General features: G+C 56.9%; 30 protein-coding genes and 1 tRNA gene. 15 read left to right on the top strand and 16 right to left on the bottom strand.

The window, feature by feature from the left end; translation table 11 throughout:
* Positions 1-125 precede the first annotated feature (125 nt).
* Positions 126-944, top strand: coding sequence for a shikimate 5-dehydrogenase (locus AC19YQ_RS13295; RefSeq protein WP_500595291.1), 819 nt, complete (start codon positions 126-128; stop codon positions 942-944).
* A gap of 38 nt (positions 945-982) precedes the next feature.
* Here the strand turns inward: AC19YQ_RS13295 and AC19YQ_RS13290 are convergent, their stop codons facing one another.
* Positions 983-1,654, bottom strand: a complete 672-nt coding sequence (locus AC19YQ_RS13290; RefSeq protein WP_500595290.1) for a YceH family protein — start codon at positions 1,652-1,654, stop codon at positions 983-985.
* A gap of 171 nt (positions 1,655-1,825) precedes the next feature.
* Positions 1,826-3,142, bottom strand: coding sequence for an MFS transporter (locus AC19YQ_RS13285; RefSeq protein ID WP_500595289.1), 1,317 nt, complete (start codon positions 3,140-3,142; stop codon positions 1,826-1,828).
* 109 nt (positions 3,143-3,251) lie between these two features.
* On the opposite strand from AC19YQ_RS13285, the gene AC19YQ_RS13280 reads away from it, so the two are divergent.
* A complete protein-coding gene (locus AC19YQ_RS13280) occupies positions 3,252-3,761 on the top strand; it encodes a DUF1993 domain-containing protein (protein ID WP_500595288.1) in 510 nt (169 codons plus the stop codon).
* 56 nt (positions 3,762-3,817) lie between these two features.
* Here the strand turns inward: AC19YQ_RS13280 and sstT are convergent, their stop codons facing one another.
* A complete protein-coding gene (gene sstT, locus AC19YQ_RS13275) occupies positions 3,818-5,050 on the bottom strand; it encodes a serine/threonine transporter SstT (RefSeq protein ID WP_133077226.1) in 1,233 nt (410 codons plus the stop codon).
* Positions 5,051-5,316: 266 nt separating this feature from the next.
* On the opposite strand from sstT, the gene AC19YQ_RS13270 reads away from it, so the two are divergent.
* The gene (locus AC19YQ_RS13270) at positions 5,317-6,480 is read left to right on the top strand and encodes an MFS transporter (protein WP_500595287.1); all 1,164 of its coding nucleotides are present in this window, start codon (positions 5,317-5,319) and stop codon (positions 6,478-6,480) included.
* On the opposite strand, the gene nhaR is transcribed toward AC19YQ_RS13270, so the two are convergent.
* Entirely contained in the window at positions 6,467-7,366 is a 900-nt protein-coding gene (gene nhaR, locus AC19YQ_RS13265; RefSeq protein ID WP_500595286.1) for a transcriptional activator NhaR, read from the bottom strand. The genes AC19YQ_RS13270 and nhaR overlap by 14 nt on opposite strands.
* Before the next feature lie 135 nt (positions 7,367-7,501).
* Here nhaR and AC19YQ_RS13260 point away from each other — a divergent pair, with 135 nt between their 5' ends.
* Complete coding sequence (locus AC19YQ_RS13260) at positions 7,502-7,741, top strand: hypothetical protein (RefSeq protein ID WP_133077252.1); 240 nt, start codon at positions 7,502-7,504, stop codon at positions 7,739-7,741.
* Positions 7,742-7,771: 30 nt separating this feature from the next.
* The gene (locus AC19YQ_RS13255; protein WP_133077229.1) at positions 7,772-8,527 is read left to right on the top strand and encodes a TerC family protein; all 756 of its coding nucleotides are present in this window, start codon (positions 7,772-7,774) and stop codon (positions 8,525-8,527) included.
* Between the two features lie 60 nt (positions 8,528-8,587).
* Here AC19YQ_RS13255 and AC19YQ_RS13250 read toward each other — a convergent pair whose 3' ends face one another.
* Complete coding sequence (locus tag AC19YQ_RS13250) at positions 8,588-8,755, bottom strand: hypothetical protein (RefSeq protein ID WP_219261487.1); 168 nt, start codon at positions 8,753-8,755, stop codon at positions 8,588-8,590.
* 224 nt (positions 8,756-8,979) lie between these two features.
* Between AC19YQ_RS13250 and AC19YQ_RS13245 the strand changes: the two genes are divergently transcribed.
* Positions 8,980-9,657 (top strand): peptidase C39 family protein, encoded by a 678-nt coding sequence (locus tag AC19YQ_RS13245; RefSeq protein WP_500595285.1) that lies wholly within the window; start codon positions 8,980-8,982, stop codon positions 9,655-9,657.
* Here AC19YQ_RS13245 and AC19YQ_RS13240 read toward each other — a convergent pair whose 3' ends face one another.
* Positions 9,658-10,941 (bottom strand): NAD(P)/FAD-dependent oxidoreductase, encoded by a 1,284-nt coding sequence (locus AC19YQ_RS13240; RefSeq protein ID WP_500595284.1) that lies wholly within the window; start codon positions 10,939-10,941, stop codon positions 9,658-9,660.
* 184 nt (positions 10,942-11,125) lie between these two features.
* Here AC19YQ_RS13240 and AC19YQ_RS13235 point away from each other — a divergent pair.
* The 3 genes from AC19YQ_RS13235 (at position 11,126) to AC19YQ_RS13225 (ending at position 12,091) form a co-directional block, all read left to right on the top strand.
* Positions 11,126-11,202, top strand: a tRNA-Val gene (locus tag AC19YQ_RS13235).
* A 323-nt stretch (positions 11,203-11,525) separates the two neighbouring features.
* Positions 11,526-11,780 carry a type II TA system antitoxin, ParD family gene (locus AC19YQ_RS13230; RefSeq protein WP_339473959.1) on the top strand — a complete coding sequence of 85 codons (255 nt, stop codon included), beginning with the start codon at positions 11,526-11,528 and terminating at the stop codon, positions 11,778-11,780.
* Positions 11,777-12,091, top strand: coding sequence for a type II toxin-antitoxin system RelE/ParE family toxin (locus tag AC19YQ_RS13225; RefSeq protein ID WP_339473958.1), 315 nt, complete (start codon positions 11,777-11,779; stop codon positions 12,089-12,091). Before AC19YQ_RS13230 ends, AC19YQ_RS13225 begins: the two co-directional genes overlap by 4 nt.
* Positions 12,092-12,256: 165 nt before the next feature.
* Here AC19YQ_RS13225 and AC19YQ_RS13220 read toward each other — a convergent pair whose 3' ends face one another.
* Entirely contained in the window at positions 12,257-13,042 is a 786-nt protein-coding gene (locus AC19YQ_RS13220; protein WP_500595283.1) for a class I SAM-dependent methyltransferase, read from the bottom strand.
* Positions 13,043-13,567: 525 nt separating this feature from the next.
* On the opposite strand from AC19YQ_RS13220, the gene AC19YQ_RS13215 reads away from it, so the two are divergent.
* Positions 13,568-13,993 (top strand): SRPBCC family protein, encoded by a 426-nt coding sequence (locus AC19YQ_RS13215; protein ID WP_500595282.1) that lies wholly within the window; start codon positions 13,568-13,570, stop codon positions 13,991-13,993.
* Positions 13,990-14,418: a MarR family winged helix-turn-helix transcriptional regulator gene (locus tag AC19YQ_RS13210; protein ID WP_500595281.1), complete on the top strand. Its 429-nt coding sequence runs from the start codon at positions 13,990-13,992 to the stop codon at positions 14,416-14,418. The genes AC19YQ_RS13215 and AC19YQ_RS13210 overlap by 4 nt, the downstream gene beginning before the upstream one ends.
* 173 nt (positions 14,419-14,591) lie before the next feature.
* Here AC19YQ_RS13210 and AC19YQ_RS13205 read toward each other — a convergent pair whose 3' ends face one another.
* Both AC19YQ_RS13205 and AC19YQ_RS13200 read right to left on the bottom strand, forming a co-directional pair.
* Positions 14,592-15,254: a hypothetical protein gene (locus AC19YQ_RS13205; protein WP_339473953.1), complete on the bottom strand. Its 663-nt coding sequence runs from the start codon at positions 15,252-15,254 to the stop codon at positions 14,592-14,594.
* A 156-nt stretch (positions 15,255-15,410) separates the two neighbouring features.
* Positions 15,411-16,157 carry a hypothetical protein gene (locus AC19YQ_RS13200; protein WP_500595280.1) on the bottom strand — a complete coding sequence of 249 codons (747 nt, stop codon included), beginning with the start codon at positions 16,155-16,157 and terminating at the stop codon, positions 15,411-15,413.
* 216 nt (positions 16,158-16,373) lie between these two features.
* Between AC19YQ_RS13200 and AC19YQ_RS13195 the strand changes: the two genes are divergently transcribed.
* Entirely contained in the window at positions 16,374-17,147 is a 774-nt protein-coding gene (locus AC19YQ_RS13195; protein WP_500595279.1) for a ParA family protein, read from the top strand.
* A 38-nt stretch (positions 17,148-17,185) separates the two neighbouring features.
* Positions 17,186-17,650 (top strand): GNAT family N-acetyltransferase, encoded by a 465-nt coding sequence (locus AC19YQ_RS13190; RefSeq protein WP_500595278.1) that lies wholly within the window; start codon positions 17,186-17,188, stop codon positions 17,648-17,650.
* A 58-nt stretch (positions 17,651-17,708) separates the two neighbouring features.
* Here the strand turns inward: AC19YQ_RS13190 and AC19YQ_RS13185 are convergent, their stop codons facing one another.
* The 6 genes from AC19YQ_RS13185 to lysA all read right to left on the bottom strand — a co-directional run bounded on the left by AC19YQ_RS13185 (position 17,709) and on the right by lysA (position 24,642).
* A complete protein-coding gene (locus AC19YQ_RS13185) occupies positions 17,709-19,010 on the bottom strand; it encodes an MFS transporter (protein WP_500595277.1) in 1,302 nt (433 codons plus the stop codon).
* A gap of 47 nt (positions 19,011-19,057) precedes the next feature.
* On the bottom strand, positions 19,058-20,215 hold the full coding sequence (gene tcuB / locus AC19YQ_RS13180) for a tricarballylate utilization 4Fe-4S protein TcuB (RefSeq protein ID WP_500595276.1): 1,158 nt from the start codon (positions 20,213-20,215) through the stop codon (positions 19,058-19,060).
* Complete coding sequence (gene tcuA, locus AC19YQ_RS13175; protein WP_500595275.1) at positions 20,202-21,656, bottom strand: FAD-dependent tricarballylate dehydrogenase TcuA; 1,455 nt, start codon at positions 21,654-21,656, stop codon at positions 20,202-20,204. The genes tcuB and tcuA overlap by 14 nt, the downstream gene beginning before the upstream one ends.
* A 168-nt stretch (positions 21,657-21,824) precedes the next feature.
* On the bottom strand, positions 21,825-22,760 hold the full coding sequence (locus AC19YQ_RS13170) for a LysR family transcriptional regulator (protein WP_500595274.1): 936 nt from the start codon (positions 22,758-22,760) through the stop codon (positions 21,825-21,827).
* 55 nt (positions 22,761-22,815) lie between these two features.
* Positions 22,816-23,277, bottom strand: a complete 462-nt coding sequence (locus AC19YQ_RS13165) for a GNAT family N-acetyltransferase (RefSeq protein ID WP_500595325.1) — start codon at positions 23,275-23,277, stop codon at positions 22,816-22,818.
* Between the two features lie 126 nt (positions 23,278-23,403).
* The gene (gene lysA / locus AC19YQ_RS13160) at positions 23,404-24,642 is read right to left on the bottom strand and encodes a diaminopimelate decarboxylase (RefSeq protein WP_500595273.1); all 1,239 of its coding nucleotides are present in this window, start codon (positions 24,640-24,642) and stop codon (positions 23,404-23,406) included.
* 126 nt (positions 24,643-24,768) lie between these two features.
* Here lysA and AC19YQ_RS13155 point away from each other — a divergent pair, with 126 nt between their 5' ends.
* Positions 24,769-25,689, top strand: coding sequence for a LysR family transcriptional regulator (locus AC19YQ_RS13155; protein WP_500595272.1), 921 nt, complete (start codon positions 24,769-24,771; stop codon positions 25,687-25,689).
* 50 nt (positions 25,690-25,739) lie between these two features.
* On the opposite strand, the gene AC19YQ_RS13150 is transcribed toward AC19YQ_RS13155, so the two are convergent.
* Positions 25,740-26,021: a hypothetical protein gene (locus AC19YQ_RS13150; RefSeq protein ID WP_133077248.1), complete on the bottom strand. Its 282-nt coding sequence runs from the start codon at positions 26,019-26,021 to the stop codon at positions 25,740-25,742.
* Positions 26,022-26,360: 339 nt separating this feature from the next.
* Between AC19YQ_RS13150 and AC19YQ_RS13145 the strand changes: the two genes are divergently transcribed.
* The coding region (locus AC19YQ_RS13145; RefSeq protein WP_500595271.1) for a transporter substrate-binding domain-containing protein at positions 26,361-26,650 on the top strand (290 nt) is incomplete at its 3' end.

Raw genomic sequence — 26,650 nt, 5'->3', positions numbered from 1 at the left:
GGTAAATTTTGTGTAAGGTCTGCGGGCGCTGAGACGTTTCAGCGCTTGCAGCCGCAATATGATCTAACAAAATTTCCGGTACGGCTTGTGCCGTCCATCTAAAAGCATTCAGCAAGGAGATGAGCATGCAAATGAATCCGAATAAAGACACCCAACTGTGCATATCGCTGTCGGGCCGACCGGGGAACTTCGGACTGCGTTTTCATAATCATCTATACGAACAGCTGGGCCTGAACTTTTACTACAAGGCTTTCAGCAGCAAAGACCTCAAGGGGGCAGTGACCGGTATTCGCGCCCTGGGGATTCGTGGTTGCGGTGTGTCCATGCCTTTCAAGGAAGCGTGCATTGAGCTGGTGGACGAGCTGGACGCATCGGCCCGTGCCATCGCGTCGATCAATACCATCGTCAACACTGACGGGCACCTCAAGGCCTACAACACGGATTACATCGCCATCGCGCAACTGCTCGACAGTCACAAGGTGCCCAAGGACACCACTTTTGCATTGCGTGGCAGTGGCGGCATGGCCAAGGCCGTGGCTTCGGCGTTGCGCGACGGTGGCTATCGCAAGGGTGTGATCGTGGCGCGAAACGAAGCGACAGGAGGGGCGCTGGCGGCAAGTTGTGGCTACGAGTGGCAGCCGGAGTTGGCCGCGCACAGGCCCCGGATGCTGATCAATGTCACGCCGGTGGGCATGGCGGGCGGGGCTGAAGCCGACGACCTGGCCTTTGAGGCAGATGCCATCGATCAGGCCGATATCATTTTTGATGTGGTGGCGATCCCGGTTGAAACGCCATTGATCGTGCGTGGTCGTGCCCAGGGCAAGCAGGTGATTACGGGCCTTGAGGTCATTGCAATTCAGGCACTGGAGCAGTTTGTGCTGTACACCGGCGTTCGACCGTCCGCCGAGCAGTTCCAGGCTGCGGTGGCGTTTGCCCGCAGCTGATTGCAGGGTCGGGCGAGTGACCTCGCCCGACACCCGCGTTACTCCAGCTCTGCCAGGCGAGCCTCTAGCGCTGCGATGCGCGCTTCAAGTGCTTCGAAGCGCTCCAGCGATACCGTGGAGCCACTGCTGCGCTCTGCAGGTTGTTGACGGCTGGCCATGATTGTTTCGATGTCAGCCGGGTCGCCCAGTGCATGCATGTAGCGGTCTTCGCGCTGGCCGCTCTGGCGAGGCACCAGCAGCGCAAGATCACGGGCAATCAGGCGCTCCAGTTGATGCTGAACCTGTTCGGTGTCTTCGAAATCGTGCATGCGCGAGCTGCGGGTCAAGAGCTCGTTCAGGGTTTGCGGGCCCCGCAGAAACAGCAAGCCCAGCAGCACCACCTGGGCAGGCACCAGTTCCAGCGCCTTGTCGACCTTATGCTCCCAGCGGTCAGCACGGCTGCCCATCACCAGCCGGGTAAAGCCGCGACCTTCGAGTGCGCGCAAGCTTTGTCCGACTTGTCCTTGAGTGAGATTGAGCACGGGTTCACGGCTGGTTTTCTGGTTGCAGGCCAGAACCAGCGCGTTGAGCGTCAGGGGGTAGGTTTCAGGGTTGGTGGCCTGTTTCTCGATCAGGGAGCCGAGAATCCGGATCTCGATGCTGTTGAGCAGAGGTCCGGAGTCAGATTCGATCTGTGTGTTTTCTGAAAGCTGACTAGCGGGAACTTCCATTTTCTTCTCCAAATTGAGTAACCGTTGCCAGCGGTCATTGTGGAGTCTTTTGCACGATAGGGCGACTGCCGCGTCAAACCTGTGGGGGAGGGCTTGCGCGCGACAGTCATAGTGCGGTGAGCCGGGCTCGTCGCGATGCAGGTATCGCGAGCAAGCCCGCTCCCGGGGCTGTCAGCGGTTGACCAGTTTGGCTGGCAATGCGATCACCAGCAGGCTGCTCAGGAGCAGGCAGCCTGCGAAGAACCACAGCGCCCCTGAGCCGCTGCCGGTCACGTCAATGGCGATACCCATCAGCGAGTTGCTCACCAGTCCGGCGATATTGGCCAGCGAACACGCCAGGGCAAACCCCGTAGCCGCTGCCCGCCCTTTGAGAAAGGTTGCCGGCAAGCTGAAAAACACCGGCACGGCACCGATGATGGCGGCCGAGGCAATGGCGAACAGCAAAACGGTGGCAAAGACGTTATGGCTGTAGAAAGTTGTACCGGCCATGGCGGCCGCACCGATCAGGAAGGGCACGATGATGTGCCAGCGGCGTTCGCGATGACGGTCTGAACTGGCACCAATTAACAGCATGCCAATCAGGGCGGCGGCGCTGGGCAGGGCGGTCAGTACACCGATATGGAAGTTGTCGGCCACGCCCGCATTGCGAATGAAGGTGGGCATCCAGAACGCCATGGCGTAGGCGCTGAGCAGGATGGAAAAATCGATACCGCCGAGCATCCAGACCTTGAGGTTGAAAAAGCCGTCGCGAAAGCTGTGCTTGCTGTTTTTGCCTTCGACGTCGTCCTTGCGCAGCTCGATTTCAAGCAGTGCTTTTTCTTCGTTGTTAAGCCATTTGGCGGTGTGATGGCTGTTGGGCAGGGCCCAGAACGTCAGAATGCCCAGCAAGACGCTGGGAATCGCCTCGATGATAAACAGCCACTGCCACCCCTTGAGCCCTGCCGTGTTGTCGAACGCGCCCATGATCCAGCCCGAAAGTGGTCCGCCGATCACGCTTGAAAGCGGCATGCCGATCATGAACAGGGCGATGATGCGTCCCCTGCGGTGGGTTGGAAACCAGGTGGTCAGGTAGTACAGCACGCCCGGCAGAAAGCCGGCCTCGGCCGCGCCCAGCAAGAAGCGCACAACATAGAACTGGGTGGGGGTGGTGACCAGCATGGTGCAGGCCGAGAGCAGGCCCCAGGTAATCATGATCCGGGCAATCCAGATCTTGGCGCCGACTTTCTCCAGGGCCAGGTTGCTCGGCACCTCGAAAATGATATAGCCGACGAAAAACAGCCCGGCGCCAAGGCCGAACGCTGTTTCGCTCAACTGCAGGTCGCCCAGCATTTGCAGCTTGGCGAAGCCAATATTGATCCGGTCCAGGTAGGCGGCCAGATAGCAGAAGCACAGGAAGGGAATGAGTTTGCGGGTGATCTTGCGATAAAGCGCCTCAACCGGGTCCGGCATGGTTGTCGCGGGAGGAGTGCCAGGATGTGTAGTGGGCATGTGTGTTTCCCGGGTGTTGCCTTATGGTTGATCTTCATACACCAGATGACTTCTGGCGTGTCTATAATCGCCGCACATCCAATCCCGCCCACAGACTGTCGAGACTTTCATGACTATCTCTCTGTACGCCGCTTCCGTTCCCGTGTTCAAACAAATGCTCAACGCCCTGAGCGGTGTTCTGACCAAGGCTGAAGCTCACGCAACGGCCAAGAACATCGACCCGAGCGTATTCTTGCAGGCGCGCCTGGCACCGGACATGTTCCCGCTGGTGCGTCAGGTTCAAATCGCCGTTGATTTCACCAAGGGTGTTTCGGGCCGTCTGGCTGAAATCGAATTGCCGAAGTACGACGACAGCGAAGTGACCTTTGCTGACCTGCAGGCGCTGATCAGCAAAGTGCTGGCCTTTGTTGACGCGATCAAGCCCGAGCAAATCGACGGCAAGGAAGGCATCGAAATCATCACCCGTCAGGGCACGCCGAAAGAAAAACGCTTCACCGGCCAGGCTTATCTGCTGACCTACGGCCTGCCGCAGTTCTTCTTCCACGTGACCACTGCTTACGCGATCCTGCGCCACAACGGCGTTGAAATCGGCAAGCGCGATTACATGGGCGCGTTCTAAGCAAATCTCCTGTGGAGGCGGGGCAAACCCGGCTCCCACAGGTTTTGCAGATTGACTCAGCCCTGCTGCAGGGTTGAGTCTTCCTTGGCCATGCAGGCCGCAGCCGTAAACAGTACGTCAGTGGACGAGTTGAGCGCGGTTTCTGCCGAATCCTGCAGGATGCCGATGATGAAGCCCACCGCCACGACTTGCATCGCAATCTCGCTCGGAATGCCGAACAGGCTGCACGCCAACGGAATCAACAGCAGCGAGCCTCCCGCCACACCCGACGCGCCGCAGGCGCAAATGGCGGCCACCACGCTCAGCAGGATGGCTGTCGGAATATCCACCGCAATCCCCAGCGTATGCACGGCTGCCAGACTCAACACGGTGATGGTAATCGCTGCGCCCGCCATATTGATGGTGGCACCCAGCGGGATCGATACCGAATAGGTGTCTTCGTGCAGGCCCAGGCGCTCACTCAATGCCATGTTCACTGGAATATTGGCCGCCGAACTGCGGGTGAAAAACGCGGTAATCCCGCTTTCGCGCAGGCACAGGAACACCAGCGGATAGGGATTGCGACGCAGCTTCCAGAACACGATCAGCGGGTTGACCACCAGCGCCACAAACAGCATGCAACCCATCAGTACCGTGAGCAGGTGCAGGTAGCCCAGCAATGCGCCGAAGCCTGAAGAGGCGAGGGTGGCAGACACCAGGCCGAAAATCCCCAGCGGTGCAAAACGGATAACCACGCGCACGATCAGGGTGACGCCGTTGGACAGGTCGTTAAGCACGGTGCGGGTAGTGTCGCCAGCATGACGAATGGCAATCCCCATGCCGATGGCCCACGCCAGGATGCCGATAAAGTTGGCATTGACCAGCGCGTTGACCGGGTTGTCGACCACGCTCAACAGCAGGCTTTGCAGCACTTCGCTGATACCGCCCGGGGCGGCAATGGCGATGTTTTCAGTGGCCAGAACCAGAGTTGACGGGAACATCATGCTGGCGATAACGGCCACGACTGCGGCAGCAAACGTGCCGAACAGGTACAAAACAAGGATCGGGCGAATATGGGTTTCCTGGCCGTGCTTGTGGTTGGCAATCGAGGCCATGACCAGCACAAACACCAGGATAGGCGCCACGGCTTTCAAGGCGCTGACGAACACCTTGCCGATGAAGGCCACCGAAAGGGCTGCGGAAGGCGCCAGCCAGGCCAGCAAAATACCGGCAATCAGCCCGATGACAATCTGAGTGACCAGGCTGGTGCTCTTGAGCTTTTGCAGCAGGGTGGGTGGAGCGGCAGTCATAAGGGGTTCTCTAGTCATTGAAAACTGTGGGGCGATCAGCGGTAAACGGGCAGGCTGATCGACGCAGTCGGCGGGGGGCGAACTTTATCATAGAGATGTAGGTGCTTTCCTACGTAGGGGCGATCTGCCACATCGGAGATAGAACGTGTCCGGAGTAGCATGGCTTCACGTTGAATCATTCTGTTAACATTGTGCATCCCCACACTTTTCTTCAAATCAGCGGGCCTTTCGGGCTTTCGCTGGTCTCGTTGTCTCTGGAGTTATTCATGCTGTTGCCCATCCTGCTGCTGTCTGCGGCCGGCTTTACTGTGCTTACTACCGAGTTTGTCATCGTCGGTCTGCTGCCTTCGATTGCCCGCGACCTTGAGGTCACCGTGCCCCAGGCCGGTTTGCTGGTGACCCTGTTTGCCTTTACGGTTGCGGCCCTTGGCCCGTTTTTGACTGCTTACTGCGCGCGCTTTGAGCGCAAACGCCTGTTTATCTCGATTTTGCTGATGTTCGCCTTCGCCAACACCGTGGCGGCACTGGCGCCGAATATTTGGGTGATGGCATTTGCGCGGCTGTTACCGGCACTGGGTTTGCCGGTGTTCTGGGCCCTGGCCAGCGAAACGGCAGTGGACATCGTAGGCCCGGATTACGCCGGGCGGGCGATTGCCAAAATCGGGTTCGGAATCGTCTGTGCGACAGTGTTTGGCATCCCGGTAGGCACCCTGATCTCGGATGCCTGGGGCTGGCGCAGTGCCTTCGGCATTCTGGCCGTTGTCGCACTGGCCAAGGCGCTGTTGCTATGGATGTATTTGCCGGCCACCCGTGGCGTGAAAGAAAGCGTCACTCTGCGATCGCAATTTGCCCTGCTGCGCAGCCCGCTCATGATGGGTCACATCGTGCTCTCAGTGCTGGTGTTCAGCGGCATGTTCACGGCCTACACCTATCTGGCCGATATCCTTGAGCGTCTGGCAGGTTTCGACGGCACGCTGGTGGGCTGGTGCCTGATGGGCTTTGGCGCCGTTGGCCTGCTTGGCAACTCGTTGGGCGGACGGATGGTGGATCGCCACCCGCTGATTGCCTCGATGGTGTTTTGTGCCTTCATGATCGGCGGCCTGGTGGCGCTGGTGCCGAGCATTCACTCAACCCTGGGCCTTGCGGCGGCGATGGGTATCTGGGGTGTGACGCAGGCGGCCATGTTCTTGGTCAGCCATGTGCGCCTGATGAAAGTTGCACCCCATGCGCCGGCATTTGCCGCGTCGTTGAATATTGCGGGGGCCAATCTGGGGATCGGCCTGGGCGCGATGGTAGGTGGGCGGGTCATCGATAACTATGGCCTGGGCAGCCTGGGGTATGCGGCTGCCGGGTTTATCTTGATCTCGATTCTGCTGGCCATGTTGCTGATGACCGCCAAGGTGCGCCCCGTGTGCGCTAGCGCGGGGTAAACAATTCGCGTCGGGCCCCCTCGGTAATTGCCACGATGCCGGGGTGGCGGATTTTTCGCTCGACGGTGATGGCGTAAAACGATTCGGTCACGGCTTCGGTGTGGCCGATCAACTCAACGTCAAACTGGCGTATCACCTCCTGGGCAATCACGCTCGGCGCAATAAATACGCCAATTCCGGACTGGCCAAAGGCCTGCATCAACGCGCTGTCATCGAATTCACCGACAATCCGCGGCCGTATCTGCTGCTCGGCCAGCCAGCGCAACAAGCGGCTTCGCAACACGGTTTCGGGTCCTGGAATCAGCAGCGGAGCGCCTTGCAGGCAATGGGGAAAGTTCTCGGAGTAATCTCTGGCAAGGGCCGGGGTGGCAAAGAAGCTGATACCGCATTCCCCCAGTTTCTGGCTAAAACCCTTGATGTCCAGGTGGGAGGGCATCGGGCTGTCTGAAATAACCAGATCGAGGCGTTGAATGGCCAGGTCTGCCAGCAGCCGATCAAGTTTGTCTTCGCGGCAGGTGATACGGATCGGCTCATCCAGTTCCATGGTCGGCGCGATCAGGCGATACACGATCGATTTGGGCACCACATCGGCCACGCCTACCCGAAACAGAATCTGCTGCTCCTTGGGGGCCATGCGCAGCATGCTTTCCAGTTCGCTGCCGAGCTGAAAGATCTGTTCTGCATAGGGCAATACCTGTCGCCCGGTCTCTGTCAGCTCCAGTTGGCGCCCGACCCGTCGAAACAAGGGCAGGCCATAGGTGTCCTCCAGCAGGCTGATTTGCCCGCTGATGGTCTGCGGGGTGAGGTTCAGTTGCTCGCAGGCGCGAACAATGCTGCCGGTTTTGGCGACGACCCAAAAGTAATGGAGTTGACGGTAATTTAGCATCTGCGCTGCAACACTTCGTAAAAATCGAAGTATAGCGCTTATAAATACGAATTTTCCTGAAGTGTTCGACCCTCTAGAATCCCGCGTCATGCGCAAGCCACCCAGGTGGCCGCCGATTTAGAGAGGAAAATGATCATGAACATTAAACAATCAGGTGTTGCACTACTGTTGTCGGCAGGCTTGTTGCTCATGACCGGTTGCGATCAGGCAGAAAAAGCGGCGCAACAGATGTTGAGCAAAACGGCTGAATCCGCCAAGCAGGCCATTGATGACACCCACAAGGCTGCTGAGCAAGCGCTCAGCGATGCCACGGGTGGACTGATTGAAAAAGAAAAGCCTGAGCAAGAAAACGAAAAATCGTCCAAAGCTATCTAACCAGTCTTACTGCAGAGTCCGAGCACACATATGGAATATCTTTTACAACTGGCTGCCAGCCCCGCAGCCTGGGTCGCTTTAGCCACGTTGATCGTGATGGAAATCGTGCTGGGCATCGATAACCTGATCTTTATCTCGATTTTGACCAACAAACTGCCTGAGCAGTACCGCACCAAGGCCCGTCGTATCGGTATCGGCATGGCGCTGATTTTGCGTCTGGGCTTGCTGGGTACCATTGCCTACATCGTTCAACTGACTACGCCGGTGTTTGAAGTGTTGGGCAAGGCCTTCTCGTGGAAGGACATGATCCTGATTGCCGGTGGTCTGTTCCTGGTGTGGAAAGCCACCAGCGAAATCCATCACAGCATGACCCCGCAGGAGGAAGAAAAAACCGAGAGCGTGTCATCGAAAGTGACCTTGGGTTTTGCCGCGGCTATCGGTCAGATTTTGATGCTGGACCTGGTGTTCTCCATCGACAGCATCATTACCGCGGTCGGCATGACCGAGCACTTGCCGATCATGGTGATTGCAGTGGTGGTGGCGGTGATGGTGATGTTGCTGGCTTCGGAGCCCCTGGCCAAGTTCATCAATGACAACCCGACTGTGGTAATGCTGGCGCTGGCCTTCCTTATCATGATCGGCATGACCCTGATCGCCGAAGGCTTCGGTGCTCATGTGCCCAAGGGTTACGTGTATGCGGCGATGGCGTTCTCGGCCACTGTTGAGACACTTAACATTCTGGCGCGGCGGGTACGGGAAAAACGTCAGGCAGCCCTGGTGAAGTAAACGCACATTGCTGTTAAAAAGCCGTCCACCCTGTATGGGGTGGGCGGCTTTTTTGTGGAGTCAATGTGCGCTTGCTGCGCCAGTTACCGGTTTTTCAGGGGTGTCTTGCGGTTTGGCTTGCACCTGCGGATGGTGATGGCGGCTGATGCGCATCAGGCCCCATAGCATGGCGCCGGCAACGGCCAGCCAGCCTGTGATCAGCAGGAAAATAGTGATTATCGGGCTCATCAGTGCCTCCTTTGTCCCCTACGGGCTCAAACACACACTAAGCAAGGGACAGTCTAGTCTGTGCAGTGTTGCAGTCTATTGACCGAAGGTCGTGCTGGACTAACCGATTTGCTCTATCACGTCGATTGGGCTGTGGCTTAAGGCTATACCTTGCCTAATTGGCGCCCTATGATCGACGGCCATGGCAGGCCTTGCGGTCTGGCGTTCATTCAAGGCGAGGGAATATGCAGGCTGTGACTGGATTGAGATCAGCACGAATGTGGCTGGCAGCGTTGTTTGTGTTGGCGATGGCGGGGTGTGCCAGTGTCGAGTCGCCCGAGTTTCGGCGTTTGCCGGAACGCGTCGAGCTCAATGGCGTTCCCTTTTTTCGCGGTAACGCCAATCAAGGCGCTCCGCAGACACTGGCCGGGATGCTCGGTGAGCAACGGATCAGAATCACCCCGGGCCTTTTGGTCAAGCCGCTGAAACTGCCGGGCGGCGAGGCGTCGTTGCAAGGCAACATAGAACAACTGGCCGCTGGCTACGGGTTGATGGTGTACCCGCTGGATACATCCCTGTCGGCGTTATTGGCCCAAGTAGCAGCCGGTTATCCGGTCATGGTGCGCTTCAGCGACGGAATGCTCTGGTCAGAGCCGCGCTACGCGATGCTGGTGGGTTACAACCGCGCCAAGGGTACGGTGTTGTTGCGGGCAGGCATGGAGCGTCGACGCGTGATGGACTTCAAGGCATTCGAGTCAGCCTGGAAGGATGCCGGGGGCTGGGCAGTGTTGATCCTGTCGCCGACACAATTGCCAGCCAATGTAGACAAGGCGCGCTGGTTGAAAGTGGCCAATGACCTGTCCCGCTCCGGTCAGGAGCAGGCAGGGGCCACGGCCATCAAGACTCTGGGGTCGCACAACTAGTTAGAAGCCGAACTTGTCCCGCAGGCTGTAGTACCACGCACCCAAGGCGGTCAGCGGCGTACGCAGCAGTTGCCCGCCAGGGAACGGGTAGTGAGGCAAGTCGGCAAAGGCGTCAAAGCGCTCGGCCTGGCCGCGCAGGGCTTCGGCCAGTACCTTGCCGGCCAGGTGGGTATACGTCACTCCGTGGCCACTGCAACCTTGCGAGTAATAAATGTTGTCACCGATGCGGCCGACCTGAGGCAGGCGCGACAGCGTCAGCAGGAAGTTACCCGTCCAGGCGTAATCAATCTTCACGTCCTTGAGTTGCGGGAAGGCCTTGAGCATTTTTGGCCGGATAATCGCCTCGATATTGGCGGGGTCCCGCGCGCCATACACCACGCCACCACCAAAGATCAGGCGCTTGTCACCGGACAGGCGATAGTAGTCGAGCAGGTAATTGCAGTCTTCGACGCAGTAGTCCTGGGGCAGCAGCGTTTTTGCCAGCTCTTCGCTCAGCGGCTCGGTCGTGATCACCTGCGTACCGCAGGGCATGGATTTTGACGCCAGTTCGGGCACCAGATTGCCCAGGTAGGCATTGCCCGCAACGATGATGAACTTGGCCCGGACCTTGCCCTGGGGCGTATGCACCACAGGATTGGCGCCGCGCTCTATGCGAATCGCTGGTGACTGCTCGTAAATCTTGCCGCCCAGGGACTCGACCGCGGCCGCTTCACCCAGCGCCAGGTTGAGCGGGTGGATATGCCCGCCGCTCATGTCCAGCAGCCCGCCCTGATACTGGTCGCAGGCAACCACTTCACGAATCCGGCGCTGATCCAGCAGTTCCAGGGACGTATTGCCATAGCGTTCCCAGAGCTTCTTTTGAGCTTCCAGATGACCCATCTGCTTGCCAGTAATCGCAGCAAACACACCGCCGTCTTTCAAATCGCACTGGATCTGATACTTGGCCACGCGTTCGCTAATAATCTTGCCGCCTTCGAAGGCCATATTCCCCAGCAGTTGTGCCTGCTTGGCTCCCACCGTGCGCTCGATCACATCGATATCGCGGCTGTAGCTGTTAACGATCTGGCCGCCATTGCGCCCCGAGGCACCGAACCCCACCTTCGCGGCCTCCAGCACGGCGACCGAGAAACCGGCCTCCAGCAAAAACAGCGCACTCGACAGCCCGGTGTAGCCGGCGCCGATTACACAGACGTCCACCTCAACCTCGCCCTGCAGGGCAGGGCGCTCAGGAGTCGGATTAGCTGAAGCCGCATAGTAGGACTGGGGATAGTGAGTGTTCGACATTCTGCAGCCTCTGTTTTATATTTTTTACGAGTGAAACCGATGCTACCTGAGTTGAAATCCCCCCGCCAGCCACTGGCGAATGAGCTTTTTTGCGGGAAAAATAAAAAATTCGACTATTCATAGGGTTAGCTGCAAAAAAGGTGTTGACACCCCTCCGCAAATCTATAGAATGCGACCCCACAGCAGGCACGTAGCTCAGTTGGTTAGAGCACCACCTTGACATGGTGGGGGTCGTTGGTTCGAGTCCAATCGCGCCTACCAAACAAAATCCGCTCTGCTGGGCGGTCTAGAAGGGCTCACCGAAAGGTGGGCCCTTTTTTGTTGTCTGCTATTTGCAAACCCCCACCTCAGAACGCCAGATCAGCTTCCACCTCCAGGTACTCGATACCTTTCTCTGTGTGCCCATCCTGATAGTGTTTGGTCTTCTTCGCGTTCGCGTGGCCCATCAGCAATTCTGCTGCCTATATAGTCACGCGGCCAACACTGCCAGTGTTAATCGGGCAAAAACCCGATCGTCCAGTAGAAAGCCCACATTCCCACATTTGTGCCAATATGAGGGTGTAGATCACCCATGGAGTTGCCACATGAGCCGCCTGACCATAGACATATCCGAGCAGCAGCATCAGAGCTTGAAAGCGTTGGCCGCCTTGCAGGGCAAGACGATCAAGCAATACGCCATCGAGCGTTTGTTTCCGGGCAATGTTGACAATGATCCGGCTTGGCAAGAGCTCAAAGGCGTACTGACCGCCCGTATCAATGATGGCTTGGCGGGCAAGGTTTCAGGCAGGAGCATTGGTGACATCCTTGACGAAGAGCTGTCCGGAGAAAACCGGGTTTGACCGGCGCTTACGTTCTTACGCTTGAAGCTGAAGCCGACTTGCGCGAGATCATCCGCTACACGCGCCAGCAGTGGAGTGACCAGCAGGTGCGCGTTTATATCGGCAGACTTGAACGCGGCATTGCTCGTCTTGCCGCCCATCAAGGCGCGTACAGGGACTTGAGCGACCTCTACCCGAAGTTGCTGATGGCGCACTGCGAACACCATTATGCTTTTGCCCTGCCACGTGAAGGTGCCCCTGCTTTGATCGTGGCGATTTTGCATGAACGCATGGATCTGATGACTCGACTGGCCGAACGGCTGAACAAGTGATTTCTCTCTGAAGTGAGACCGCAGTACCGTGCCCGGCGAGGGTTCCAAGTACCGGGGTGCGGACTAATTCGAATCACCGGCCGGGCCAACTCTATGGGAGCATTTTGAAATGAGTAAGCCGCCTGTATTCGCAATTCCTGAATCGCTCTGTCTGAGTCGCCAGTATCACCGCTGCCCCCAACATGTGATCAATCCTGGGGGTAAATCCACAACCTCGCCTGCGCTGAGGTTGTTTATAGCTTCCGTATAGGTAGCCATATTTAGAGCGCCTGTAGACAGTAAGTGTTGTTTCATCTGCATCCAGGTTAGGCACCAAAAGGCTGAAATGGGCGATCCATTATTTAGTGGTGGGTAATGTAATGAACTACCAAGCTGTTTCAAGCCAAGGGTGTTGAATTTATTTGATAGTGTATTGCCCCAATTACGGTCTGTGCCTATGGTTTTATATAAAACCTCCCACATGGTTTGCATGGTTTTGCTATAGGCTGACGGTAGTGGTTTCATCGTGCTGTGGTCAATAAACTCAGACAGGATGATCCATCCGCCAGGTTTTAACCATGATACAAGTTTTTCTAATACTTCTGATCGGTCGCGAAGGTGGATTAGGACGAGGCGTGCGTGAATTAAATCAAATCCACCTAGTGAGGTGGTCGTGGATATATCTGATTTCAGAGTCGTAAGATTTTTAGGGTGCGAAGCTTGCTTTGGTAAGAATTGTCCGTCTCGATCTAATGCAAGTACCTCGAAATTTCTTTGCTGGGAACAGACTGAGAGCCATGAAGCGATGCTTCCTGTGCCTGAGCCGATATCTAGACATCTTGAATTGAAAGGAAGGTTGAGGTTGGATATGTGTTCTTTTGTAATAGGGTCAAATGCAGTTGTTATATGATTCAATCGCTCAAGCTCAGTATCTTGGTTTTGATTGAATATAAATTCGCCATAAACTTCCATGTTGATGTATCTCCGTTGTGATGCTCTAGTGTCCTGGTTTTTTGATACAGGGATGGTCGACTTGGCTGGAGGTAAGGTGAGCGCTCAGTGTAGATCATCGATAAAGGCTTGCAAGTTTCTATTTATGCGATATTTGGATAAGCCACTCTAGTGTGAGCTTGAAGAATAATCCTATATCTTTGTGTTGACTGGTATTTATGAAACTACTGTCAAAGCTGATGAATAAGCTTTTGCATGGAGAAGACGTTGTTTTTGAATAGTCGGGCCGGGAGAAATGCTTCAATGGCTTGTTATAGGTGAATGGTCATCTTCGTGTCCGCGTGACCCATTGTTCTTTGGTCGAGCCTTATCCGTACCGCAAGGGTGTGCTGATCGTACTCGGGTCAGCGATGAGCATGCAGTCCAGCTTTGGGTACTGAATTTTGAGAATTTCGACAGTGTTCTCTATGCCAGATCAGGGCCTATGGTGTTTAATTGTAAATGCATTTACAATTATTTTAATGTGACTGACACAAGGCAAAGGCCATGGAAATCAAAGAGTCTATTGAGATTAGATCGACCCCCGCGCAAGTGTTCCGTTTGTATAAAGATGCGGCGGGCTGGGCCGATTGGGACCCAGAGGTGAGCAATGCAAGCTTGCCCGGCGGTCTTGAGTTGGGCGCCAAAGGCTGGCTTAAGCCAAGGGTGGGGCCCAAGGCCAACATTCAGATTGTCGAAATGACCGAGGGCAAGTCGTTTTCGGTGCAAAGCCGTATGCCTTTATGCCGCATGGAATTCGGACACCTGCTTACCGAAGTGGAGGGGGGCACTGTCGCAACCCACTGGGTTGAATTCTGCGGGCCGCTGAGTTTTCTGTTTCGATACCTGGTCGGTAGATCAATCCAGGCATCGATGCCCAACACAATGCAGGGGCTCAAGAAGTCTTGTGAAGCGCAGGTACGTTTCCCGTGAGTGCTAATCAGGATGGTGTCGAGGGGCGCTGGGGTGGTTCCGTCTTTGCAGGACCAAACGACAGCCCTGGATTTCGGCTTTGGCGTGACTTTTTAGACTGGCAGCGTCAACTCAACGCTCGCTTGAAACCTTTGGGTCTTACCCAGCCACAGTTCGCCATCCTGGCTGTAAGTGGCTGGCTGACAAGAGAGGGCGAGCCGATTACTCAACATGGCATTGCCAGTTTTACCGGCATGGATCGCATGCATATTTCGCAAATCATTTCTCGTCTGGAAAAGGACGGGCTTATTGAGAAGCAAACAAACCCGCACGACCAGCGCGCAAACCTGGTTTCACTTAGCGAAGAGGGCCACCGTCGATTGCGTGTTGCGATACCTGTTGTTGAAGCCTTCGACAGTGAGTTTTTTCTAAAACCCAGCGTTTGAATGCCTGTTTGAAAATCATCACGTGATGCCCCCGGGCCCGCCTTGTGCGGGCCTGTTCGTAAGGGACGCATATGTCGATTCCATGGCAACAACTGAATCTGACACCGGTGCTGAGCGCGCCAATGGATAATCCGGATCAAGCCAGAAGGGGCGGGATAGAAGGCATCATAAAATCAGCCACTGTTCTCAACGCTGCCTTTACAACCAGTCACTGTGGGGTATGGCCGACACACCAGCATCATTTTGTCCTTCGGTTCGAATCCGTGATCAATCATGCAGCGTTGCACTTTGGCAGTGCGTCCGATGCTGGCAACTTCAAGGTTCGACCCGAGTGGTTTCGGATATCCGCAGGCGTACATGACGGGTAGTGCTTCCTGGTTATTGGCATGTTGCATCGAGAAGTGGAGTGACGCGCCGGCTTTTCGCCAGGAGACTTGCATATATTCATACCGGCCAGAATCGGGTTTTATAGGATAGAAGCCTTCATCGGCTTCGAACGGCAATGCTTCAAGTTGGGACAAGCCAAGTGGATGACCATTTCTTTCTTCTACGCAGGCTGGAACATTGTTCATGACGTCACAAAATTCAAACCCGTCTTTGCGCGTAAAACCCAGGCGTTGCATGCACTGGAATTGAAGCACCCGTTCGTTTGTCGGTAAACGGTCCAATGAGCGTTCTACAGGGTTCCCACACTCTGCCATGGCCGCTTTAACACCGTCTACGGAAGTAGAAGTGCGTTGCCACTGCGTGAACTCGGCTGAAGGCGGGCAACCGGTAAGCAACAATACCGTTGCGACCAGGGCCGGGAAGGTGATGATCTGACCGTTACGGAACATAGTGATCCTTACTTATGTCGGTCGAGGCGAATGCTGTTAGGTCTTTGGGCGCATTGACCCAGAAGAATGCTCGGTCTGAAAAGGTGTCACGCACACAGCGGCGAGGGCGCTGCGGCTGGTGCAGGCCCCGTCAGCGACGGGGCCTGCCGGGTTGGATCAGAACGCCAGACCGACCTTCACGCCGAACTCGTCACGCTTGAGTTTGGTGTTGTCGGCAACCGGCGAATCTTCGTCGATCTTGTACTCGGTACGGGTGTAGTACACGCCCGCGTTGATCGGCATGTCACCGTTCTGGTTCATCAGCAGCGACACTTCTGCGTACGGGTTGGTACGGTCTTTCATGTCGACGCTGTCGCTGCCGAAGTCGTCGACTTTCAGGCGTGCGCGGCCATCGATCGAGCGGTGGACACCCACTTCTGCGCGCAGGGTCGAGGTGTCGAACTGGTGGTTGTAACCCAGTGCAACCTTGGCAAATGGCGATTTAAGGGTCAGCTTTGTGTCGAGATTGTTGATTTCGGGCTCGAAACGGGTCCAGTTGTAACCGCCGCCGACAATCACGTCGACGAAGTTGCGCGCATCCAGCGCGGCGCGCCAGCCAAGGTCGAGATCGGCCTGGGCTTCCTTGAGCTTGTCGTCATTTTTCTTGCTGTATTTGACTTCACCACCGAGCTGGTAAATGAAGCCGGATTCGGCGGTCATCTTGTTGCCATAGTTGGCGAACACGCCACCCTGGGCCAAATGTTCCTTGTCGGACTTGCTACCGCCTTCGAACTCGAACGTGCTGTAGGAACCCAGTAAACCGATGGTGAAGAGAGGGTCGGTGCTTGGGGCGGCCATCACTGCCAGTGGTGCGCTGAACAGCGCTAGGGCACAGGTGTGACGCAGCAGTTTTGCAGTAAGCATTAGCGAGTGTCTCCATGACGTTGATAAAAATATTGAGCGAGCGATTAGGTATAGCACTCCTGAAAAAGTTCAAAAACACAAACCAGAAAGCCGAACCCCGAGCTAAGAAGTCGGAGCGATGCCTGTCTTATACTTGAAACATTTTGTCGCGTAGAAACATTACTGAAATATTTCATTCTTATTATCAGGGGAGGATTTTCTCAAGGTATCTGTCTCATGCGCCGAGCTGTATTCAATCTGAAAGGGGGCGTTGGGAAATCCAGCATTGCCTGCAATCTAGCCGCTGTGAGTGCTGCTGAAGGCTATCGCACACTTCTGGTGGATCTCGATCATCAGGCTAACGCCACCCAGTATCTGACGGGGCTGGCAGGTGATGATATCCCTATGGGGATCGCTGATTTTTTCAAGCAAACCCTCTCCAGCGGCCCGGCCAGCAAAAAGAATCGAGTCGCCATCACTGAAACGCACTATGACAACCTGCATCTGGTCACCGCGAACAGTGAGCTTGCTGAACTCCAGTCAAAACTGGAGTCGAAATTCAAGGTCAACAAACTGCGCCGCTTGTTGGTGGAGCTTTCCCAGGATTACGAGCGTATTTATATCGATACGCCGCCGACCCTCAATTTCTATTCATACAGTGCGCTGATCGCCGCCGACCGGGTGTTGATTCCTTTCGATTGCGACAAGTTTTCCCGGCAGGCGCTCTACAGCGTCATCGCTCAAGTGGCCGAGCTTCAAGCGGACCACAATGAGTCGCTGGTCGTCGAGGGCGTGGTGGTCAACCAGTTCGTAGGGCGCGCCAGCTTGCACCGGATGCTTATTGACGAATTGATCGCCGAGGGCATGCCTGTGTTGCCCAATTACTTGAGCAGCACCATCAAAATGCGTGAATCCCATGAAGCCTCCGTGCCTATGATTCATCTGGCGCCGCGGCATAAACTGTCACTGGAATATGTAAGCCTTTTTTCAGCGTTGGAGCTGGCGGGTTAACCCAAGAGCAAGGTTGATACTGCCCCGGATGAGCAGCTATGCAGATACGCAAACTGACCCACGATGACCTGCCTCGCGTCAGCGCCCTGTGCCTGGAGGCGTTCATGTTGGCGGTTGCGCCTTCGTTGTCGGCACAGGGTGTTGAAACCTTCGCCAGAGTGGCCGCAGTGCAGGCGTTTTCCGACCGCATGGAGGGCGACAACCTGATGCTTGTCTGTGTCGCTGATGGAGCGTTAGCGGGGCTGATCGAGCTGAAGGAAGGACGCCACGTGGCGATGCTGTTTGTCGCCCCGGGATGGCAGCGTCGGGGCATCGGCATGCGCCTGATGAGCGCGGCACTGGAGCAGGCCAGAGGTGAAGCCGTAACCGTCAGAGCATCGCTGTCTTCGGTAACTGCCTACGAAAGCTACGGATTCAGCCTCGCAGGGGACGTGGGGGAGTTCGCCGGGCTGGTCTATCAGCCGATGGAGAAGCGCCTGCCCGCAACGAAAAGCGCTAACTGACCTTGTGTCACTCAGACCCAACTCACGCCGTGACTGAGTGACACGTAGCGAGCCTCTGTTATACGGCGCTGACCGCTAGGGTTTTTTGCCGACGATACAGAATCGTTGTCGCGGTAAATCCGCACACTGCCGCGAACATCAGCCAGTACGCAGGCGAAGCTTTATCCCCGGTGGCCTGGACAAGCAGGGTCGAGATTGCCGGGGTGAAGCCGCCAAATACCGCAGTCGCCAGACTGAAGGCCAGGGAGAACCCCACCACACGCACATTTTGCGGCATCACTTCGGTCAGTGCCGCGACCATGGCGCCGTTGTAAATACCGAAGAAGAATGAGAAGTACAGCAGAACGGCAAGCAGTCGTTCGAAGCTGGCGGCTTCTGCCAGCCAGTGCATGGCCGGGTAGGCGGTGAAGATGCACAGTAAGGAAATCGCCAGCAACAGAGGCCGACGACCGATACGGTCAGACAGTGCGCCACCGATAGGCAGCCAGAAGAAGTTGCTGATGCCGACCAGCAGAGTCACCACCAGGCTGTCAGTGGTGCTCAGGTTCAGTACGGTTCTGCCAAACGTAGGGGTGTAAACCGTGATCAGGTAGAACGTGGTTGTGGTCATGGACGCCAGCAAACCGCCTGCCAGCACGGTGCGCCAGTTGTCACGCATCGAGCGAAAAACCTCGCGGGTCGTTGGACGATGGTGGCGTGCCGTGAAGGCTTCGGTTTCTTCCAGTGAGCGGCGAATAATGAAAATGAACGGGATGATCACGCAGCCAATGAAGAACGGAATACGCCAGCCCCAGTCGGCGATTTCAGCGGCTTGCAGGGTGGCGTTGATGGTGTAGCCCAACGCAGCTGCGACGACGATTGCAACTTGCTGACTGGCGGATTGCCAACTGGTGTAAAAACCGGTGTGACCGGGTGTGGCAATTTCCGCGAGGTACACAGAAACGCCACCCATTTCCGCACCGGCGGAGAAGCCCTGCAGCAGCCTGCCCAACAGCACCAGAATCGGTGCCGCTATGCCAATGCTGGCATAGCCCGGCACCAGGGCGATCAATACGGTACCGGCTGCCATGATCGACAACGTCACGATGAGCCCTTTGCGCCGGCCAACCTTGTCGATGTAAGCCCCCAGCACAATCGCACCCAGCGGACGCATCAGGAAGCCGGAGCCGAACACGGCAAAAGTCATCATGAGCGAGGCGAATTCGCTGGTGGCGGGAAAGAAAGTCCGGGAGATGTAGGTCGCATAAAACCCGAACAAGAAGAAGTCGAACTGTTCGAGAAAGTTGCCGCTGGTGACCCGCAAGATGGCGCCCAGTTTGGACCCCTTGGCGCGGGGTGTTGTCGTTGTAGTTTTCATCATGGCTACCGTTGTGCTCACTATTGTTATTGGAATGAGTGACCTGACCGTCAGTCGCTGCCGGCGTTAATCGGGTTGGGTTGACGCTTTTCGATGGCGTGTTTGAGCAGTGCTGCGCTGCGGAAAATTCCATGGGCGAACTTGCTGTAGGGCATGGTCAGGAAAAACGCCATGACCAGTCCGAGATGGATAGCCAGCGTCAAGCCCAGTGCGCTGGTTTCGCGCAACGCCAGGAGCGCCAGGCCGCTTGCGCTGACCAGAAACAGCAGGGCGATGAAGCCCAGGTCCATGGGTTTTTGATTCACGTCGCCGTGGGCCGGATTGCGGCGCAGGTTCAACCAAAGCAGGCCTGCGGGGCCGATCAGCAGGCCTATGCCGCCGGCAATGCCCAGCATCACGGGCAGGCTGGACACCGGATAAGGCGCCGACCACTTCAGCAGATAGTGATAAAGCGTGGCGACACCGGTTGCTGCGAAGCACAACAGGAAGCCGTAGAAGGTGAGGTGGTGAAACCGCCGGCGCCACAGGGTGAATTTATCGTCGGCGTTGTTGCAGCCTTGGCCATGGCCGCCGTCCAGGTATTTGAGTTGTGCAACGTTGGCCGTCGCCTCCAGCGCCGCAGAGGTTTTTAACGGCAGGGAGGCAGTGGGTGGTGAGATGTTGTGCCAGAAGCGCCTTACACCCAGGGTCAGCGCAAGTACCGCAAAACCGAACACCGCGCCAAACATCAACGCCAGGGTGTTGTGCGGGAAAATCCCGTAGAAGTTACCTCCAGGAATGGCGGTGAACAGGTTGCCCATGATCATCAGGGTCAGGCATAGAAAGAATGCCAGGCCCGCTCCCGACGCCAGTGCCAGCGTCAGACCGTTGCGCTGATACAACTTGCCCATCGCGCGTGGCCACGCGTATTCGGCGTAGGTATCAAGGCGTACCTTGGCCATGGCTTTCGGGACATTGACCTCGAATTCATGGGGGGCAGCGTACTGACAGGCGTGCAGACATGCGCCGCAGTTATGGCACAGGTTCGCCAGGTAATGGATGTCTGCCTGGGTGAACTCCAGACGGCGTGTCATTGCCGGGAAAACCGCGCAGAAGCCCTCGCAATAACGACAGGCATTACAAATGCTCATCTGCCGCTGGACTTCACTTTCGTCAAGGTTCAGGATCGGGATCAGACCGCCCGACGCCGTGGGATCAAACAGTTGCATGTCGAGACTCCGTGTTCGCAGATAAAGCGCCAAAGCCCACCGAGGCAGCCGCTTGTGCACCGGCTATACGGCCGAATGCAGTGCCAATGGCCATGCCTATGCCGGCGGTGTATCCCTTGCCCAGTACATTGCCGGCCATCATTTCTCCGGCCACGAACAGGTTGGGGCTCGCCTTGCCGTTGAAATGCACGGCGGCGGTGTGGTCGGTTGCAAGGCCCAGGTAGGTGAACGTGACACCCGGTTTCAGCGGGTAGGCATAAAAAGGGGGTTTGACCAGCGGCCGGGCCCAATGGGTCTTGGCAGGTGTCAGCCCCTGGGTGTGACAGTCGTCCAGCGCGGTGTGGTCGAAAGTGCCGACGCGACAGGCGTTGTTGTAGTCCTCGACGGTCTTGACGAATTGTTCCTGAGGCAGCTTCAGCTGGCGGGCCAGGTCCTGCAGGGTATTGGCCGTGGTTCCGGGGAAGACGGGCGGCATGAAGCGCCCGATGGCTTGCTGATCGATGATGGAGTACGCCTGCTGACCCGGTTGTCCGGCAACCAGGCGCCCCCAGATCGCATAGCGCTTGGGCCAGAAATCCTCGCCCTCGTCATAGAAGCGTTCGCCCTCGCGATTGACCACCACCCCCAGCGAAACGCAGTCGATGCGTGTGCAGATACCGCCGTCATACAGGGGCGCGCGGGCATCAATTGCTACCATGTGGGCCTGGGTCGGATCACCGATGACATCGGCGCCGAGATCAAGCATGCGCCGCAGCACAATGCCGGTATTGAATCGGGTCCCGCGGATCAGGAAGTTATCGGACGGCCATTCACCGCGTTCGTTCTGCCCCCACGCTTCGCGGAGCCACTCACGGTTGGACTCGAAACCGCCGCTGGCCAGCACGCAGGCCCGGGCTTCAATACGTTCAGCCGCCACAGGCTGGCCATCCACTTCATGCGCGCCAATGTGGGCCGCGACGAATTTATCGTCGTCCAGCTCAATGTCGGTCACTTGGGCGTTGTAGCGGATTTTTACACCGAGGCGTTCGGCGCTGCGGTAATACGCATTGATCAATGCTTTGCCGCCACCCATGAAAAAAGCATTGGTCCGCGCCACGTGCAGTGCGCCGGACAGGGGGGGCTGAAAATGCACGCCGTGGGAGCGCATCCAGTCACGGCAGGTGGAGGATGCACGGATAGCGATGCGCGCGAGTTTCTCATCCGTAATGCCGCCGGTGACCTTCAACAGATCTTGCCAGTACTCTTCTTCCGGATAGGCATCGATCAGCACGTCCTGAGGCTCGTCGTGCATGCAGCGCAGGTTGCGGGTGTGTTGGGAGTTGCCCCCGCGCCAGATTTTCGCCGAGGCTTCCAGCAGCATCACGCTGGCGCCAGCTTCTCGCGCCATCAGAGCGGCGCACAAGGCTGCGTTACCACCCCCCACGATTAATACATCGATCATTATCGCTCCTCGATTTGCAAGGAAGCGGGAACGAGGTGCTCCTTGCGAGTTGGGGGCACGATAGAGGCGAGGGTGGAGGGCCGAAAGGCTGCTTTTGGCGCGGGGTGTTTAGTTTTTCTAAAGACTTACCGGTGCACGATGCCGCTCAGCTCGAGGTTGAACGGGGAATCAAGGGTCCTGTTCCTCAATCCACGTTGCGCCTGGCCACTGTTTGTCGACCACCAGTTGTCGCGCTACGTCGACGATGACCAACCGGGTTGCCAGCGCGGCAGGGGACAATTCGTCTTCAGCCAGTGTGGCCAGAAGGTTGCGTCGCCCCACATGGGGGTCGGAAATTCTGACCAGTGAGAGTCCAGACTCGTCTTTCAATGCGGCGGCGGCGCCCGGTTGTATGGTCGCAGCATGACCGGCCCGGACGGCGTTCATCAGAACCGCAAGACCGTCCACTTCCATGATGACATTGGGTGTTAGCCCGAGCCGCTCGAACGCGTTCACCAAGCCTGAACGCAAGCCGTGCTGTGCACTGGGCATTACCAGCGGCAAGCCACCGAGGTCTGCCAACTGCACGCTGTCGCCACACGGAGCCTGGGGCAGAGTGGGGGAGGCAATGACGAACAGCTTTTCGTCCAGAAGGGGCGTCACGCTCCAGCGTTTCCCGCCTTCGAGCTGGAACAGAATGGCCAGGTCGATTTGTCTGGCGTTGAGCTGGGCAGCCAGGTGCCCGGAGAGCATTTCTACCAGATGTAGCTGTATGTCCGGATACCGGGCACGCATTGCGTTGATCAACGGCAGGGCAAGAACGGTTGCGGTGGTGGGCGGCAGGCCCACGCTCACGTAGCCACTCATTCGCCCGCGATGGGCGGCCATGATGGCGTTTTGCGCTTGGCGCAGTGTCAGTTGGGCGTGGTGAAAAAACCCGAGGCCGGCGCTTGTCGGCGTCACGCCAGTGGTGGTGCGATTCAGAAGGCGGGTGCACAGCTCGCTTTCCAGCTTGGAGATCTGCTGGCTGAGGGCTGACACCCCAACGTCCAGTTCCAGTGCCGCCCGCCCGAGGCTGCCATGCTCGATGATTTTGACGAAATAGCGCAGCTGTCTTAATTCCAATGTCAGAGTCCCGCGAAACAGTTATTTGAATCCTGATCGTTTGCTGGCGCACAGGTCAGATCGAGTCTGGAAGCGTGAGCAGCTTTTCGAAATAGACGCGCTTGAATCCGTCTTCAGTGCGTTGCCCAACGTTTACATACCCGAGCTTGGGGTAGATCAGCAGATTGTCGGCCATCATCACATTGGTATAAAGCTGCACGGTTTGCATGCCGCGCTCGCGGCCGGCGCTTTCACAAAAGGCAATGAGCGATTTGCCCACGCCGCGTCCGGTTGCGCTGGGCAGGACGGCCACATTCTCCAGAAGGATATGCTCCTCCCTGGCATGAAACACAACGAACCCTTGAAAGGTGCAGTGCTCATCCGTCGCAACGTAGACAGCGCCAGCTGCAATCTGCGCGGCAAAATCAGCAACCATGGGCGCAGGTTTGCGCCCAATCGCTGGTACATAGCGCGCGTAAGCCTGTTCGGCGCAGTCCCGGATGTTGGGTTCATCGTGTGCTTCAGCTAGCCGGATCATGGCGGTCTCTCTGGTTGCCGGAATCTGATACTCCCCGACGGGCATCTGTGTCGCAACACGTGAGCCCACTTCCAGGGTCGTCATCATGCAGCATTCACGTGCAGGACGTTGACCGGTGTAGCTGCTTCAAAGTCCCAACTCCAGGGCCAGCAAGTCTGACAATGGTTGTGCACGTCGAATCAAGGTCGTTTGCCCTTGCTCGATCAACACTTCCGCCAGCAACGTGCGGCTGTTGTAGTTGGATGACATGGAGGCGCCATATGCGCCTGTATCGTGGATGATCAGCAAGTCTCCCACCTGTGCCTCAGGTAGCAAGCGTGCCGTAATGCCCTGTTCATCCTGGGTAAACACATCACCGGATTCGCAGAGGGGGCCTCCTACGACACTGAGGTGTTGTGGACGACTGATAGGGGTGCCTTGGGAGTCCAGCAAGGTGATGTGGTGGTAGGCGCCATAAAGGGCTGGTCGCATCAGGTCATTAAAGCCGGCATTCACCAGAATGAAATGTCGACTGTCTATCTGCTTTACCGCCCGGACCTCGGTGACCAAATAGCCTGACTCAGCGACCAGGAATCGGCCGGGCTCGATCTCCATCCTTATCGGATGGGCGAGCCAGTCTTCGATGCTCTGTTTGGCCTGGCGCCATGTGAGTGCATAGCGCTGGATATCCACCGGCTCTTCTTGCGCGCGACAGGGCGTTGAAAGTCCACCGCCTATGGAGAAAGCCTCAATGTCGTGGTCGAGTGTCTTTACAGCCGTGACCATTGCGCTGCTCACTTGCTCAAGGTGGGTGTAATCCACGCCAGAGCCGATGTGCATGTGCAAACCCACCAGTTTCAGCCCGTAGTGGCGAATGACACCGAGTGCCTCCTGCACCTGGTCATGCCAGATTCCATGCTTGCTGTTTTTGCCTCCCGTATTGGTTTTGCGACTGTGCCCGTGTCCGAATCCCGGATTGATCCGCAGCCATACCCGGTGGCCTGCAGATTTTTCACCCAGCTGGCGAAGCATATCAATCGAGCCGGTGTTGACCTCAACGTTCAGTTCGACAACGCGCCGCAAGGTGGCTTCATCGAACAGATCACAGGTAAAAACAATCCCGGCGGGGTCGCCGGCAGGGCTGTATCCAGCGAGCAGTGCCCGCTCTATTTCGCCCAGTGATACGGCATCCACCCGCACGCCCTGCTCGCGCATAAGTCGCAGAATATGCAGGTTGGAGCAGGCTTTTTGCGCATATCGAATCACATCGAAGCCTTGCAGTTGGTCGATACGTGCCCTGATGGTTTGGGCGTCATAGCACCACAGCGGGGTGCCGTGCTGTTGTGCGATGTCGGCCAATTGCTGGAAAACGGGAAGGTTGGGCATGGAGGTCATCACTATGAGGTCTTGAGAGAGCCCATCATGTCGATCGCGATCCATTCAATAAAATATCTATTCTTTGTGGGTCGATTCAGTTTTGATATGGGCATTGAATCATTGGCTGAGGTTGCCGTGGGAATTTCTATGCGTCATGTCGAAGTCTTCCGCGCCATCATGCAGTCGGGGAGCGTCACCGCTGCAGCCCGCTTGCTGTTTACCTCCCAGCCAACGGTCAGCCGGGAGCTGGCACGGCTTGAAAGTATGACTGGCCTCAAGTTGTTTGAGCGGCAGGGGGGCAGGTTAATACCTACAGGTCAGGCCGTTATGCTGTTCGACGAGGTCGAGCATGCTTATGTCGGACTGGAGCGTATCAACAGCGTTGCACACTCGATCCGTCGCTTCGAGCATGGTCAGTTGAGCATCACCTGCCTTCCGCTTTTTTCCCAGACCCTGTTGCCCAAAGTGTGTAAACGCTTTCAGCAACACCATGCCGGTATCGGTATGAGCATTGCGGCCCAGGAGTCCCCCTGGCTGGAAGACTCACTCAGCGCCCAGCGCTACGACCTCGGATTGACAGAAGGTGAACAGGTGCCCCGGGGTACCCGGGGTGAATTGCTCTTTTGCGCCGACATGGTCTGCGTACTGCCCCAGGGCCACCCGTTGGCGGCCAGGCCGCTGCTGGTCATGGAGGATTTTCACGGTGTGGCCTTCATCAATCTCGCGGGCCAGGACATCTATCGTCAGACCCTCGATGAGCACTTTCGCCAGGCCGGGGTCGAGCGGCATACGGTCATAGAAACAACCAGCGCGGCGTCGGTCTGTGCCATGGTCAGGCAGCAATTGGGTGTGGCGATTATCAACCCGCTGACGGCAGTGGATGAGTCGGGCAGAGGCGTGGTGATTCGGCCGATCAACGTGTCCATTCCCTATCGCGTAATGTTGATCAAGCCTGATTATCGGCCCTCATCCAGCTTCGTCGACGCCTTTTGCAGCTCGTTGGGCGATGAAGCGTTGTCCCTTGCCGGTACGCTTGATAGCCGATTGGAGGTGTGACCTCCCGGCGATGTGCCGGGAGCGACAGGCGCAGTGAAGCGGCGGGAGAATCAATGTGGCTTGAGGTCGGTCAGATAGCTGGCGATGTCTTCGCCGCGTTGCGCGAACTCTTCGACATCGTTTTCGTATGACGTGACGTCCCTCGGTCGGTACTCATGCAGGCAAAGCACAATGGCCTGCTGAAAGTCATCTGAACTGATGTGTACGCCAAATTCATCGAATGCGCTTTTTAACGCCAGGTGAAAGCGTTGATCGTCCACTTGATCTCCGCTGTGCCATGTCTCTGCTGAGAGCCAGGGTTTCAACAACGTCTTGAGTTTTTCCGTATCCATGATGCTTTTCCTTCAATTGCCGAAATCGATGGCAAGTCTCTGCACGTTCTTGCGCTGATCACCAAGGTTCTACCGGACTCTGGCGGTTATGCAATAGCACCGGGCCATGGAAATAAAATCCGTGTGACACGTATCGCGCTGGCAAGCCAGGGGAGGGCTCAACGCCAGCCCTGTTAACGGCTCAAACCAGCGTCGAAGCGAGCAGGCTGTCTGGCGAGGTTTCCGTGTCATTCGATATAGCTCGAAGCGAGGTTTTTATTCCATAAAACAAGTACAAATGAGATTTATAGTACGTTTTAATCTATTCAAATGACTTTGAAATGATTGGAGTATTGGTCTTTGAAAACAACGGCGCTCTTACCTTTCGGCCTCGCTTTGCTCGCGACCTGTGCAACGGCTTTTGCGGGCCCCACCCTGGATCGCGTAACCCAAAAAGGGGAGATGACGGGCGTGCTGATGGAGAGCTATCCGCCATTCTCCTTTCTCAACGATCAGAACCAGTTGGACGGCTTTGACGTTGACGTCGCCAAGGCCGTGGCGCAGCGCCTGGGGGTCAAGCTCAAGCTGGAAACACCGTCCTGGGATGTGATCGCCGCAGGCCGCTGGAGCGGGCGTTACGACATCTGCGT

Source organism: Pseudomonas sp. MF06569, assembly GCF_059862735.1.
Note: the sequence above shows the minus strand (reverse complement) of the source record. Positions and strands in the feature narration are given on the sequence as shown.

Coding starts and splice junctions, on each gene's coding strand:
- AC19YQ_RS13295 (WP_500595291.1), top strand. CDS start 126: ATGCAAATGAATCCGAATAAAGACACCCAACTGTGCATATCGCTGTCG.
- AC19YQ_RS13290 (WP_500595290.1), bottom strand. CDS start 1,654: ATGGAAGTTCCCGCTAGTCAGCTTTCAGAAAACACACAGATCGAATCT.
- AC19YQ_RS13285 (WP_500595289.1), bottom strand. CDS start 3,142: ATGCCCACTACACATCCTGGCACTCCTCCCGCGACAACCATGCCGGAC.
- AC19YQ_RS13280 (WP_500595288.1), top strand. CDS start 3,252: ATGACTATCTCTCTGTACGCCGCTTCCGTTCCCGTGTTCAAACAAATG.
- sstT (WP_133077226.1), bottom strand. CDS start 5,050: ATGACTGCCGCTCCACCCACCCTGCTGCAAAAGCTCAAGAGCACCAGC.
- AC19YQ_RS13270 (WP_500595287.1), top strand. CDS start 5,317: ATGCTGTTGCCCATCCTGCTGCTGTCTGCGGCCGGCTTTACTGTGCTT.
- nhaR (WP_500595286.1), bottom strand. CDS start 7,366: ATGCTAAATTACCGTCAACTCCATTACTTTTGGGTCGTCGCCAAAACC.
- AC19YQ_RS13260 (WP_133077252.1), top strand. CDS start 7,502: ATGAACATTAAACAATCAGGTGTTGCACTACTGTTGTCGGCAGGCTTG.
- AC19YQ_RS13255 (WP_133077229.1), top strand. CDS start 7,772: ATGGAATATCTTTTACAACTGGCTGCCAGCCCCGCAGCCTGGGTCGCT.
- AC19YQ_RS13250 (WP_219261487.1), bottom strand. CDS start 8,755: ATGAGCCCGATAATCACTATTTTCCTGCTGATCACAGGCTGGCTGGCC.
- AC19YQ_RS13245 (WP_500595285.1), top strand. CDS start 8,980: ATGCAGGCTGTGACTGGATTGAGATCAGCACGAATGTGGCTGGCAGCG.
- AC19YQ_RS13240 (WP_500595284.1), bottom strand. CDS start 10,941: ATGTCGAACACTCACTATCCCCAGTCCTACTATGCGGCTTCAGCTAAT.
- AC19YQ_RS13230 (WP_339473959.1), top strand. CDS start 11,526: ATGAGCCGCCTGACCATAGACATATCCGAGCAGCAGCATCAGAGCTTG.
- AC19YQ_RS13220 (WP_500595283.1), bottom strand. CDS start 13,042: ATGGAAGTTTATGGCGAATTTATATTCAATCAAAACCAAGATACTGAG.
- AC19YQ_RS13215 (WP_500595282.1), top strand. CDS start 13,568: ATGGAAATCAAAGAGTCTATTGAGATTAGATCGACCCCCGCGCAAGTG.
- AC19YQ_RS13205 (WP_339473953.1), bottom strand. CDS start 15,254: ATGTTCCGTAACGGTCAGATCATCACCTTCCCGGCCCTGGTCGCAACG.
- AC19YQ_RS13200 (WP_500595280.1), bottom strand. CDS start 16,157: ATGCTTACTGCAAAACTGCTGCGTCACACCTGTGCCCTAGCGCTGTTC.
- AC19YQ_RS13195 (WP_500595279.1), top strand. CDS start 16,374: ATGCGCCGAGCTGTATTCAATCTGAAAGGGGGCGTTGGGAAATCCAGC.
- AC19YQ_RS13190 (WP_500595278.1), top strand. CDS start 17,186: ATGCAGATACGCAAACTGACCCACGATGACCTGCCTCGCGTCAGCGCC.
- AC19YQ_RS13185 (WP_500595277.1), bottom strand. CDS start 19,010: ATGATGAAAACTACAACGACAACACCCCGCGCCAAGGGGTCCAAACTG.
- tcuB (WP_500595276.1), bottom strand. CDS start 20,215: ATGCAACTGTTTGATCCCACGGCGTCGGGCGGTCTGATCCCGATCCTG.
- tcuA (WP_500595275.1), bottom strand. CDS start 21,656: ATGATCGATGTATTAATCGTGGGGGGTGGTAACGCAGCCTTGTGCGCC.
- AC19YQ_RS13165 (WP_500595325.1), bottom strand. CDS start 23,277: ATGATCCGGCTAGCTGAAGCACACGATGAACCCAACATCCGGGACTGC.
- lysA (WP_500595273.1), bottom strand. CDS start 24,642: ATGCCCAACCTTCCCGTTTTCCAGCAATTGGCCGACATCGCACAACAG.
- AC19YQ_RS13150 (WP_133077248.1), bottom strand. CDS start 26,021: ATGGATACGGAAAAACTCAAGACGTTGTTGAAACCCTGGCTCTCAGCA.